The sequence below is a fragment of the Falsiroseomonas oryzae genome (assembly GCF_027856955.1).
In the GTDB taxonomy this organism is placed as follows: Bacteria; Pseudomonadota; Alphaproteobacteria; order Acetobacterales; family Acetobacteraceae; genus Falsiroseomonas; species Falsiroseomonas oryzae.
In genome coordinates, this window is sequence record NZ_JAPSMD010000186.1 from 1 (window position 1) to 10,391 (window position 10,391).

Sequence of the window (10,391 nt, forward strand, 5' to 3'; positions counted from 1 at the left end):
GCCGATGGGCGCGGGCACGCTGCGCCTGACCGGCGCGGCCGAGGCACTGGATGCGCTGGCCGAGGCCGGCCTTGTCGGCCGCCGCGCCGCCGTCACCGCCCGCGCCGTGCTGCCGATGCTGTCGCGTCCCTCCGCCGAGAACGGCATGCCGGAAATCGAGGTGCCGCTGACGCTGGAGGACCGCATCCTGGCGCTGGCGCGGATCCCCGTGGTTCGCTTCGAACCGCTCGCCTGGCCGCGGCGGTAACGCAGGGCAGTCCGGTCAGCGTCCCGCCGCGGCATAGGCCGCCGCGGTGATGGCCAGCGCGCAGGCGCCGGGCGAGGCGCGCGGCGCGGCGCGCAGCCCATGCTCCCAGGCGGCACGGAAGCGGTCGGGCGGCAGGCTGCTGGTCCAATGCGCCAGGTGCTCGGCCGGCGCACCGCAGCCTTCCGCCAGGCCGCCCATCGCAGCGCGCTCCTCGGGCGTGGCGCCGGTGCCGGGCTGCAGCGGCGGGAAGCCGAGCAGGCGCCGCGATTCGTCGCGGTTCTCGAAGACCAGCGCGGCCATGCACTCGTCCTGCAGGCGCAGCCGGGTGGCGCGGCGCGAGGATTCGGGCTGGATGCCGACGCTGTCCTTGATGGCCCGGGCCTCGCACGCCGCTTCCTGCCCGCGCGTGACGCCGAGCGGCAGGCCGGGCCCGGTGGCGCAGCCCGCCAGCAGCCAACCCATGCAAAGCGCCATCCCGATCCGTCGCAGCATCGTCCCGCATCCTCCGCCCGGATCGCAGCGCGTCCGGCGGGCAGGAGGATGGCGGCGGCGGGGCGATCAGGCTGTGAGGTAGCGCACGGTCAGGTGCGCGGTGAAATCCGCCGGGTCGAGGGGCTTGCCCGTGGCGTGCCGCAGCAGGTCCTGGAAGCCGAGCCGCGCCCCCTGGCCATGCACATGCCGGTTCAGCCAGCGCATCATGCCGGACAGGTCGCCCTTGGCCAGCTTCGCGTCGAGGTCCGGCATCTCCCGCCGGATCGCCGCCATCAACTGCGCCGCGGCCATCGCGCCCAGGGTGTAGGAGGGGAAGTAGCCGAAGGCGCCGTCGTGCCAGTGGATGTCCTGCAGGCAGCCCTCCGCGTCGTCCGGCGGCACGATGCCGAGCATCTCCCGCATGGCCGCGTTCCACGCCGCCGGCAGCCCCGGCACGTCCAGCTCGCCGGCGATCAGCGCCCGTTCGAGGCGGAAGCGCAGGATGACATGGGCGGGGTAGGTCAGCTCGTCGGCGTCCACGCGGATGAAGCCGCGCCCGACCCGGCGCCACAGCCGCGCCAGGTTGTCCGGCGAGGCGATGCGCGTGCTGAGGCCGAAGGTCTGCCGCAGCCGCGCCGCCAGGAAGCCGAGGAAGGCATCGGAGCGGCAGGCCTGCATCTCGACGATCAGCGACTGCGATTCATGCGCCGCCATGCCGGCGGCCTCACCCACGGGCTGGCGCGCGAAGCCGGCGGGCAGGTGGCGCTCGTACATCGCGTGGCCCGTCTCGTGCAGCACGCCGAGCAACGCCTTGGCCGGGTTCTCCTCGTCGTAGAAGGTGGTGATGCGCACGTCGGAGGGGTTGCCGCCGCAGAAGGGGTGCAGCGATTCGTCAAGGCGCGCATGGCTGAACTCCAGCCCCACGCGCTCCGCCATCTCGCGGCACAGGCTGCGCTGCGCCTCAACGGGGAAGCGGCCGGTCAGCGGCAGCGGGGCGGGCTTGCGGGCCTGGATCTCCTCGGCGCGTGGCAGCGCCTCGCGCAGCCAGGCCTCGTAGGCGGCAAAGACCGGGTCGAGGTCGGCCGCCGTCACGCCGGGCTGGTAGCCATCCATCAGCGCATCGTAGGGATCCATGCCGAGCGCGGCGCCGAGCGCCTGCGCCGTCTCTCGCTGCAGCGCCACGACCTCGGCCAGCAGCTTGGCCACCTTGCCGAAATCGGCATCCGCCTTGGCCTCGCGCCAGACCTTCTCGCAGGCGGAGTTGGCGCGGGCGGAGGCCTCCACCAGCTCCACCGGCAGGGCGGTGGCGCGCGCATGGGCGCGGCGCATCAGCGCCAGGTTGGCGCCCTCCCATTCGCCCTCCGCCGTCGCGGCGGCGAGGTCCTCGGCGACCTGGGGCGCGATGAGCATCTCGTGCGCGACGCCGGCGAGCGCGGCCAGCTGCTCGCCCCGCGCATGGCCGCCGCCGGGCGGCATCATCGCGCTGGCGTCCCAGTGCAGGATGCCCGCCGCCTCGTTCAGCGCGCCGAGCCGCGCGAAGCGGGCCTTGAGGCGTTCGTAGGCGTTCATGTGTGTCCCATCCGATTCACGCCTCCGGTGCCCGGCCTTCGGCCTCCGCCCTCCGACGACCGGATGGGGTCGAGCGCAGGGCGAAGGCGGCCAGCACGCCGAGCAGCGACAGCGCCAGCCCGTACCAGGTGATCGCATAACCCAGGTGGTTGTTCGTCGGTCGCGGCAGCGTGCGCGCCGGATCCGGCAGGCCGCCGCCCGGCCCGAGCGCGACAATGCCATAGGGCGCGACCTCCGCCAGGCCGAGCGCAGCGCCGATCACCGGCGGATCGAAGCTGTAGAAGCGCCGCGCCGCCGGGTCCGCCGTGGCGGACATCCAGCCCGCCGGCTCGCCCGGATGCACCCAGCCCTCCACCGTCACCTCGCCCTCGGGCCGCGCGACGGGCCCCGCACGATCGATCGGCATCCATCCACGGTTGACCAGCACGGGCGGCGCACCCTCCCGCAGCAGGGGCGTGACGACCTGCGTGCCCAGCACCGGGCCGCGCGTGGCCACGCCCAGGGTCGCCTCCCGCGCATGGTCGAAGCGGCCCGTGACGCGCACCTTGGAGAGCGGCTCCGGCGGGTCGCGCAGCGGGGCGGCGGGCGCGGCCTCGCTGGCGGCGATTCGGGCGATCAGGTCGTTCTTCCAGTGCAGCCGCTGCACCTGCCAGGTGCCGAGGAAGAGCAGGACGCCGAGCACGGGGACCGCGGCGAGGGTTGCGATCAGCAGGGGGCGGCGCATGGCCGGCCCGATGTGGGATGGCTCAGCCGCCTTCGCCACCTCCGTTGCTGCTTCCCATGCCGCCGCCATCCGTGCCGCTGCCTGTGTGGGCTTCGGGGCCGGACGGGCCCGCGGGCGTACCGCCGAGCATCCAGCCGAGGCCGGCCGCGAGCGCGCTGACACTCAGCAGCCAGAGTGTCGCGACGCCGCTCGCCAGGCCGACCAGCAGCGCGATACCGCCGAGGCCTGCCGTCATCGCCACGCGCTTCATGCCCCGATCCCTGCCCCGTGTGCGGCACCGAGCCTCCGCCGCTTGCCGCATCCGTGCAAGCGGCGCCTGCGACCTTTCCCGTTCATGGCGGACGGGCGGGGGCGTAGCGGTAGGACGGGACACGCAACGGGCAGGAGACACGACCATGGCCGCGTTCGACGCCTTCCTCGAACTGGACGGGATCAAGGGCGAGACGGAGGACAAGTCCGGTGCCGCGCCACGGCTCGATCCGACGCTGCGCGAGGCGGTGCACCGGCTGCCCGTCGCGGACGCGGCTGCGCCGACGCTGAGCTCGACCAATGTCGTCGCCCGCCAAGAGGGCGAGGTCGCAGACGGGATCGGCGATGCCTTCGTCTGGGTCGGCCAGACGGATGCGGTCGCGCTGGAGGTCACGCTCGAGCCCGTGCTGATCACCAGCTATCAGCTCGGCGGGGGCAGCGCCGACAGCAGCGCCTTCGATGGCCGGCTCCTCACCGCGCGCGACATGGCCGACGAGCAGGCCGCCGTCGCCGCCGCCGCCGAGACGCAGGATCTGCTGGCGGCGGCCGCGTCCGCGAGCCGCGGCCGCTGGGGGGACTACTACCAGATGACGGTGGACCCGGTCGAATAGGCGGGCGTCCCGGCGCTGGCGGGCTCAGCCCGCCGCGCCGCTGCGGTGGCGCCATTGGGCCCAGATCAGGGCGGCCTTGGCGATGCGCATGGTCAGCACCGCGCCGGGCAGCAGCAGCACCGGCCACAGCACCAGATGTACCCAGAAGGGCGGCTCCAGCCGGAACTCCACCAGGAAGGCGCCGATCACGGTCAGCGCGCCCAGCAGGAAGATCGCCGCCACCGCCGGGCCGTCGCCCGCATCCTGCGCCGAGAGATCCAGCCCGCAGGCCGTGCAGGCCGGCGCGACATCCAGCAGCCCGGCGAACAGCGGGCCCCGGCCGCAGCGCGGGCAGCGGCCGCGAAGCGCCACCCCCAGGAACGGCGCGACCCCGTCGGCGGGCGCCGACGGGGTCGCGTGCGTGGTCATGCTGCCAGAGGCTCAGTGCTGGGCGATCTCGCCCGCGCCCCACCAGTAGATGAAGATGAACAGGAACAGCCAGACCACGTCCACGAAGTGCCAGTACCAGGCCGCGGCCTCGAAGCCGAAGTGGCGCTGCGGCGTGAAGGCGCCGCGCATGGCCCGGATCAGGCAGACCGCCAGGAAGCAGGTGCCGACGAAGACGTGGAAGCCGTGGAAGCCGGTGGCGAGGTAGAAGGTGGAGGGATAGACGCCGTCGCGGAAGCCGAAGGGCGCGATCATATATTCCTTGATCTGGAAGCCCGTGAAGGCGACGCCCAGCGCGACGGTCAGCGCCAGCCCGGTGACCAGCGACTTGCGGTCGTTCTGCAGCAGCGCGTGGTGCGCCCAGGTCACGGTGCAGCCGGACAGCAGCAGGATCATCGTGTTCAGGAAGGGCAGGTGGAAGGGATCGAAGGTGTGGATCCCCGCCGGCGGCCAGATCGCCTTCGCCGCGCCGGAGACGTGCTCGGGAAACAGGGCGAAGTGGAAATAGGCCCAGAAGAAGGCGACGAAGAACATCACCTCGGAGGCGATGAACAGCACCATGCCGTAGCGCAGGCCGAGCCGCACGACGGGGCTGTGCAGGCCCGGCGTGTTGCTCTCCTTCAGGACGTCGCGCCACCAGAAGAACATCACCGCGATCGTCGCGGCCAGGCCGATGCCGGCGAGCCACCAGCTGTTGTTGTGCGCGATCAGGATGATGCCGAGCACCAGCGCGCCGCCGGCGAAGGCGCCGAGCAGCGGCCATGGCGAGGGATCCACGAGGTGGTAGGGATGCTTGTAGGGGCTTGCGCCCGTCTCGCCTTGGCTTGCCATCGCTCGTCCTAGTCGCTTCCGGCGGGGCTTCGCGCCCCTGCCCTTGGTGGTCGAGAAATCCCGCGAAAACCGCCGCAGATCAAGCCTGCGGCGACGTTCAGCGGGTGGTGGTCGGGGCCTCCCGCCGGCCGACATGCGGGCCCGCATTGGCCAGCGCACCGGACCGTTCCGCATCGTGCAGGCTGCGGTGGAAGGTGTAGTTCACGGTGATGGTGCGGATGCCCCGGGTGTTCGGATCTTCCGCGATGCGCGGGTCCACCCAGAAGGCGAGCGGCATGTCCACCTCCTGGCCCGGCGCCAGCGTCTGCTCCTCGAAGCAGAAGCAGGCGACCTTGTGGAAATACTTGCCGACCACCTCGGGCGTGACGTTGTAGGTGGAGATGCCGGTCGCCGGCCGGTCGGCCAGGTTGCGGGCGCGGTAGAAGCCCAGCGCCTCCTCGCCGACGCGCAGCTGCACGGCGGGCTGCGCCGGCTCGAACCGCCAGGGCAGTTGCGGCTGGGTGTTGGCGTTGAAGCGCACGGTCACGACGAACTCGCCCGGCGTCTCGGGCGCGCGCTGGCCGATCATCGGCGTGCCGCCGAAGCCGGTGACGCGGCAGAACAGGTCGTAGAGCGGCACGGCGGCGAAGGAGACGCCGACCATGCCGAAGACCACGGCGAAGGCGCCGCCGGCCACCCGGCGGTTGCGCTTCTGCATCTGCGCGCGGCGTGCCTCGTCCATTCCGGTCAGCCCCGCAACAGCCGTGCCATGGAGATGAAGTAGAACAGCACCACGAGCCCCACGAGCGTCAGCAGGATGGCCCAGTTGCGCTGGCGCCGGCGCTTCTCGAAGGCGATGCGCTCGTCGGGCGTCATGCCAGCAGCAGCCTGTCCAGGGCGAGCGCGCCGAACAGCGCGAAGAGGTAGGTGAGCGAGTATTTGAAGCAGCCGCGCGCCGCGGCGTCGTTGGCCAGGCTGCGGCCGGCGTCGTCCTGCGGCTCGCGCAGCACGCGCCAGGCGTGCCGCAGGAACAGCCCGCCCAGCAGCGCCGCGACGGCGGCATAGGCCGGGCCGGAGAAGCCGACCAGCCAGGGCGCCAGCGTCACCGGCACCAGCGCCAGGGTGTAGAGCATCACCTGGCGCCGCGTCTCCTTCGCGCCATGCGTGACGGGCAGCATGGGCACCTTGGCGCGCGCGTAGTCGCCATGCGCCCAGAGGCTGAGCGCCCAGAAATGCGGCGGCGTCCACATGAAGACGATGGCGAAGAGGATCAGCGGCACCAGGGAGACGTCACCGGTGGCGGCCGCCCAGCCGATCACCGGCGGGAAGGCCCCGGCGGCGCCGCCGATGACGATGTTCTGCGGCGTGCGGCGCTTCAGCCACATCGTGTAGATCGCGACGTAGAAGAAGATGGAGAAGGCGAGCCAGCCCGCCGCCACCCAGTTCGTCGCCAGCCCCATCACCGCGACGGAGGCGAAGGACAGCGTCAGGCCGAAGCCCAGCGCCGCGCCCGGCTCGATCCGGCCCGACGGGATCGGGCGGCGCTGCGTACGGCGCATCAGCGCGTCGATGTCTCGGTCGTACCACATGTTGATGGCGCCCGCCGCGCCGGCGGCGACCGCGATGCACAGGATGGCCGCGACGCCGAGCACGGGGTGCATCGGCGCGGGCGCGACCACCAGTCCGACGATCGCGGTGAACACCACCAGCGTCATCACGCGCGGCTTGAGCAGCGCGATCCAGTCGCGCACCTCCGAAAGGTCCGCTGATGCGTCGAGGGGGGCTTGCGCCCCCCTCTCGTCGATGGCGGTGCCGCTCATCGTCGCCTCACTCCGTTCGCGTCACCGGACGCGGGGCAGTTCGTCGAAGGTGTGGAAGGGCGGGGGCGAGCTGACCTGCCACTCCAGCGTGGTCGCGCCCTCGCCCCAGGGGTTGTCGGCCGCCTTCGCGCCCTTCGTGAAGGTCACGTAGAGCACGTAGAAGAAGAACAGGAAGCTCGCGACCGAGATGTAGGACCCGACCGAGGCGACCATGTTCCAGCCGATGAAGGCGTCCGGATAGTCCGGATAGCGGCGCGGCATGCCCTGGTTGCCCAGGAAGTGCATCGGGAAGAAGGTCAGGTTCACACCGACGAAGGTCAGCCAGAAGTGGATCTGGCCCAGCTTCTCGGGATACTGGCGGCCGCTCATCTTGCCGAGCCAGTAATAGATGCCGGCATAGATGCCGAACACCGCGCCCAGGCTCAGCACGTAGTGGAAGTGCGCCACCACGTAGTAGGTGTTGTGCAGGATCTGGGTGATGCCCGCATTGGCCAGCACCACGCCGGTCACGCCGCCGACGGTGAACAGGAAGATGAAGCCGATGGCGAACAGCATCGGCGTGTCGAAGCGCAGCGACCCGCCCCACATCGTGGCGATCCAGGAGAAGATCTTGATGCCCGTCGGCACCGCGATGACCATCGTGGCCGCCATGAAGTAGGCCCGCGTGTCCACGTCGATGCCCGAGGTGAACATGTGGTGCGCCCAGACGATGAAGCCGACGAAGCCGATCGCCACCATCGCGTAGGCCATGCCGAGGTAGCCGAAGACCGGCTTCTTCGAGAAGGTGCTGACGATGTGGCTGATGATCCCGAAGGCCGGCAGGATCATGATGTAGACCTCGGGGTGGCCGAAGAACCAGAACAGGTGCTGGAACAGCACCGGGTCGCCGCCGCCGGCCGGGTCGAAGAACGCCGTGCCGAAGTTGCGGTCGGTGATCAGCATGGTGATGGCGCCGGCCAGCACGGGCACTGCCAGCAGCAGCAGGAAGGCGGTGACCAGCATCGACCACACGAACAGCGGCATCTTGTGCAGCGTCATGCCGGGCGCGCGCATGTTGAAGATGGTGGTGATGAAGTTCGCCGCGCCGAGGATCGAGCTCGCGCCCGCCAGGTGCAGGCTGAACAGCGCCAGGTCCATCGCCATGGACGGGTGGTAGGTGTTGTCGGTCAGCGGCGGATAGATGGTCCAGCCGCCGCCCGGGCCCTCGCCCACGAAGAGCGATGCGCCGAGCAGAAGGAAGGCCGGCACCAGCAACCAGAAGCTGATGTTGTTCATGCGCGGGAAGGCCATGTCCGGCGCGCCGATCATGATCGGCACGAACCAGTTGCCGAACCCGCCGATCAGCGCCGGCATGACGACGAAGAACACCATGATCAGGCCGTGCGCGGAGACGTAGGCGTTCCACATCTGGCCGTCGGCGAAGATCTGCATGCCCGGCTGCTGCAGCTCGATCCGCATCAGCAGGGACAGGCCGATGCCGATGATCGCGGCGACCAGCGAAAAGCCGATGTAGAGGGTGCCGATGTCCTTGTGGTTCGTGCTGAACAGCCAGCGCTGCACGAAGCCGGGCTTGTGGTCGTGGTGGTCGTGGCTGCCGTGCGAGCCGTGGGCGTGGGCTGCGGTGTCCATCGGGATCCGTCCGCTGATCGGGTTGCGTCCGGGCGGCGCCTTAACGGCGCGCCTCGGCGAGGGTGGTGGTCGCGCCGGAGGCGAGCGGGCGATGCTCGCCGGCCGCCGGCGCGCGCTCGGCCAAGGCCGAGGGCGGCGGGCCGGGCGGCAGGCCCTGCGCGAAGCGGGTCTTCGCCTGCTCGGCCCAGGCGTTGAATTCCTCGCGCGGGACGGCGCGGACCTCGATCGGCATGAACCAGTGGTTCACCCCACAGATCTGGTTGCACTGGCCGTAGTAGACACCCGGACGGTCGGCCCTGATCCAGGTTTCCAGCGTGCGTCCCGGGATCGTGTACTTCTGCACGCCGAGGGAGGGGACGAAGAAACTGTGGATCACGTCCTGGCCGGTGGTCAGGATGCGGATATTGGCGCCGACGGGGATGACCAGCGGGTTGTCCACCGAGAGGTTGCGGATCTGGCCCTGCGCGATCTCGTTGTCCGGGATCGGGTAGCTGTCGAAGGTGAAGTTGCCGTTGTCGGGGTAGGCGTAGTGCCAGTACCACTGGCGCCCCTGGACATTGATCGTCATGTCCGCGTCGACCGCCCGGTCCTGGTAGTAGATCAGCCGGAAGGACGGGATCGCGATCACCACCAGGATCAGCACCGGCACGACCGTCCAGGCGATCTCGAGCATGGTGTTGTGGCTGGTGCGGGACGGCTTCGGGTTCGCCTCGGCCCGGAAGCGCCACATCACGTAGGCCAGCAGGATCGCGACGAAGATCGTGATGACGACGATGATCCAGAACACCAGGCTGTTGAAGGACGAGATGGCGTCCTTGATGGGCCCGCCAGAGGCCTGCAGCCCCATGCCCCAGGGCTGGGGCGCGCCGAGCATGGCGCCGCCGGCGTCCTGCGCCAGCGCGGCGCCCGCGGCGAGCAGGCCGAAGCCCGCCACCACGGCCCCGATGACCCGGGCCGCCTGTCCCATGAAAGCGCCGATTGCCTGCCTCATTCCGCCGTCCCGCCGGCGCGGCTTGGCGCCGCGCGCTTTCTCAACCTGCCATGGCTGGGGCGCGTGAGTTCGCGCCGGCGTCGCCGCCTGCCGAACCGGGCTCCCCAATGGGCGACCTATAGAAGCGCCCTTCGCACCGCACAAGTGAGCCCGGCAGAAGGATTGGCAAGACAAGCACTTGGCATCGGGCGGCGGCGCTCAGCCGCCCGGCGCGGCCTCCGCCTCCGCGTCGCCTTCCGCCACGTGGTCCACCATGTCGGTCAGCATGGACCGGATGTGGCTGTCGCCCACCACGTAGAAGACCTGCCGGCCCCGCCGTTCGGCCTGCAGCAGCCGCGCCGCGCGCAGCAGCCGCAGGTGGTGGGACACGAGCGAGGCCGAGATCTTCAGCCCCTCCGCCATGTCGCCCACCGAGACGGGCGCATCGAGGCTGGCCAGGATGATGCGCAGCCGAGTCGGATCGCTCATCAGGCGGAACATCTCCGCCAGTTCCACCACCTGGTCCTCGGCGATCCGATCCCGCACGCCCATCGCCACGTCCTGCTGCTGCGCCGCCATCCTCCGCCGCGCTTGCGGCTGCGTCCAGCATCCCGTGACGGGGTTCCCGCCGCACCGCCCTTGACGCGGACCCGCCGCCGTCCAACCTGCGCACCGCAAGCAACCCATTGAAATTCAAGGAACAAATGAACAGATGAACAGGGATGAGATCTCGACAGGCCTACATGTGAACAGCCGTTCAGGTATCGGCCGCCGCGCGCTGCTCACCGCGCTCGCCGCCGCGCTGCCGCTGCCGGCCCTGGCGCAGGGCCCGTCGCAGGGGCAGCCGGCCGCCCAGGCGCGGCTG

At 70.8% G+C, this 10,391-nt stretch carries 14 protein-coding genes; 2 read left to right on the plus strand and 12 right to left on the minus strand.

The window, feature by feature from the left end:
* Nucleotides 1–247, plus strand: a 247-nt coding sequence (locus tag OZN99_RS17420; RefSeq protein ID WP_270936533.1) for a DUF2125 domain-containing protein, incomplete at its 5' end; no start/stop codon positions are given.
* Nucleotides 248–262: 15 nt separating this feature from the next.
* Here OZN99_RS17420 and OZN99_RS17425 read toward each other — a convergent pair.
* From OZN99_RS17425 to OZN99_RS17440, 4 genes are all read right to left on the minus strand, one after another.
* Nucleotides 263–739, minus strand: a complete 477-nt coding sequence (locus OZN99_RS17425) for a hypothetical protein (protein WP_270936534.1) — start codon at nucleotides 737–739, stop codon at nucleotides 263–265.
* 66 nt (nucleotides 740–805) lie between these two features.
* The gene (locus tag OZN99_RS17430) at nucleotides 806–2,287 is read right to left on the minus strand and encodes a carboxypeptidase M32 (RefSeq protein ID WP_270936535.1); all 1,482 of its coding nucleotides are present in this window, start codon (nucleotides 2,285–2,287) and stop codon (nucleotides 806–808) included.
* Nucleotides 2,288–2,303: 16 nt separating this feature from the next.
* Nucleotides 2,304–3,050: an SURF1 family protein gene (locus tag OZN99_RS17435; RefSeq protein ID WP_270936536.1), complete on the minus strand. Its 747-nt coding sequence runs from the start codon at nucleotides 3,048–3,050 to the stop codon at nucleotides 2,304–2,306.
* Entirely contained in the window at nucleotides 3,034–3,261 is a 228-nt protein-coding gene (locus OZN99_RS17440; protein ID WP_270936537.1) for a hypothetical protein, read from the minus strand. The genes OZN99_RS17435 and OZN99_RS17440 overlap by 17 nt, the downstream gene beginning before the upstream one ends.
* Nucleotides 3,262–3,406: 145 nt before the next feature.
* On the opposite strand from OZN99_RS17440, the gene OZN99_RS17445 reads away from it, so the two are divergent.
* Nucleotides 3,407–3,871, plus strand: a complete 465-nt coding sequence (locus OZN99_RS17445; protein WP_270936538.1) for a hypothetical protein — start codon at nucleotides 3,407–3,409, stop codon at nucleotides 3,869–3,871.
* 24 nt (nucleotides 3,872–3,895) lie between these two features.
* Here OZN99_RS17445 and OZN99_RS17450 read toward each other — a convergent pair whose 3' ends face one another.
* The 8 genes from OZN99_RS17450 to OZN99_RS17485 form a co-directional block, all read right to left on the minus strand.
* Nucleotides 3,896–4,279, minus strand: coding sequence for a DUF983 domain-containing protein (locus OZN99_RS17450; RefSeq protein WP_270936539.1), 384 nt, complete (start codon nucleotides 4,277–4,279; stop codon nucleotides 3,896–3,898).
* Between the two features lie 12 nt (nucleotides 4,280–4,291).
* Entirely contained in the window at nucleotides 4,292–5,128 is an 837-nt protein-coding gene (locus OZN99_RS17455; protein ID WP_270936540.1) for a cytochrome c oxidase subunit 3, read from the minus strand.
* A 97-nt stretch (nucleotides 5,129–5,225) separates the two neighbouring features.
* Nucleotides 5,226–5,849, minus strand: a complete 624-nt coding sequence (locus tag OZN99_RS17460; RefSeq protein ID WP_270936541.1) for a cytochrome c oxidase assembly protein — start codon at nucleotides 5,847–5,849, stop codon at nucleotides 5,226–5,228.
* Nucleotides 5,850–5,854: 5 nt separating this feature from the next.
* Entirely contained in the window at nucleotides 5,855–5,983 is a 129-nt protein-coding gene (locus OZN99_RS17465; RefSeq protein WP_270936542.1) for a hypothetical protein, read from the minus strand.
* Nucleotides 5,980–6,927: a heme o synthase gene (locus OZN99_RS17470; RefSeq protein WP_270936543.1), complete on the minus strand. Its 948-nt coding sequence runs from the start codon at nucleotides 6,925–6,927 to the stop codon at nucleotides 5,980–5,982. Before OZN99_RS17470 ends, OZN99_RS17465 begins: the two co-directional genes overlap by 4 nt.
* 21 nt (nucleotides 6,928–6,948) lie before the next feature.
* Entirely contained in the window at nucleotides 6,949–8,556 is a 1,608-nt protein-coding gene (gene ctaD / locus OZN99_RS17475; protein ID WP_270936544.1) for a cytochrome c oxidase subunit I, read from the minus strand.
* Nucleotides 8,557–8,596: 40 nt separating this feature from the next.
* Nucleotides 8,597–9,547 (minus strand): cytochrome c oxidase subunit II, encoded by a 951-nt coding sequence (gene coxB, locus OZN99_RS17480; RefSeq protein ID WP_270936545.1) that lies wholly within the window; start codon nucleotides 9,545–9,547, stop codon nucleotides 8,597–8,599.
* A 198-nt stretch (nucleotides 9,548–9,745) separates the two neighbouring features.
* Nucleotides 9,746–10,105: an ArsR/SmtB family transcription factor gene (locus tag OZN99_RS17485; RefSeq protein WP_270936546.1), complete on the minus strand. Its 360-nt coding sequence runs from the start codon at nucleotides 10,103–10,105 to the stop codon at nucleotides 9,746–9,748.
* Nucleotides 10,106–10,391 lie beyond the last annotated feature (286 nt).

What these genes read in the sequence shown, in the direction of transcription:
- coxB (WP_270936545.1), bottom strand. Translation starts at nt 9,547, where the DNA reads ATGAGGCAGGCAATCGGCGCTTTCATGGGACAGGCGGCCCGGGTCATC.
- OZN99_RS17455 (WP_270936540.1), bottom strand. Translation starts at nt 5,128, where the DNA reads ATGGCAAGCCAAGGCGAGACGGGCGCAAGCCCCTACAAGCATCCCTAC.
- OZN99_RS17450 (WP_270936539.1), bottom strand. Translation starts at nt 4,279, where the DNA reads ATGACCACGCACGCGACCCCGTCGGCGCCCGCCGACGGGGTCGCGCCG.
- OZN99_RS17470 (WP_270936543.1), bottom strand. Translation starts at nt 6,927, where the DNA reads ATGAGCGGCACCGCCATCGACGAGAGGGGGGCGCAAGCCCCCCTCGAC.
- OZN99_RS17440 (WP_270936537.1), bottom strand. Translation starts at nt 3,261, where the DNA reads ATGAAGCGCGTGGCGATGACGGCAGGCCTCGGCGGTATCGCGCTGCTG.
- OZN99_RS17425 (WP_270936534.1), bottom strand. Translation starts at nt 739, where the DNA reads ATGCTGCGACGGATCGGGATGGCGCTTTGCATGGGTTGGCTGCTGGCG.
- ctaD (WP_270936544.1), bottom strand. Translation starts at nt 8,556, where the DNA reads ATGGACACCGCAGCCCACGCCCACGGCTCGCACGGCAGCCACGACCAC.
- OZN99_RS17445 (WP_270936538.1), top strand. Translation starts at nt 3,407, where the DNA reads ATGGCCGCGTTCGACGCCTTCCTCGAACTGGACGGGATCAAGGGCGAG.
- OZN99_RS17430 (WP_270936535.1), bottom strand. Translation starts at nt 2,287, where the DNA reads ATGAACGCCTACGAACGCCTCAAGGCCCGCTTCGCGCGGCTCGGCGCG.
- OZN99_RS17485 (WP_270936546.1), bottom strand. Translation starts at nt 10,105, where the DNA reads ATGGCGGCGCAGCAGCAGGACGTGGCGATGGGCGTGCGGGATCGGATC.
- OZN99_RS17465 (WP_270936542.1), bottom strand. Translation starts at nt 5,983, where the DNA reads ATGACGCCCGACGAGCGCATCGCCTTCGAGAAGCGCCGGCGCCAGCGC.
- OZN99_RS17460 (WP_270936541.1), bottom strand. Translation starts at nt 5,849, where the DNA reads ATGGACGAGGCACGCCGCGCGCAGATGCAGAAGCGCAACCGCCGGGTG.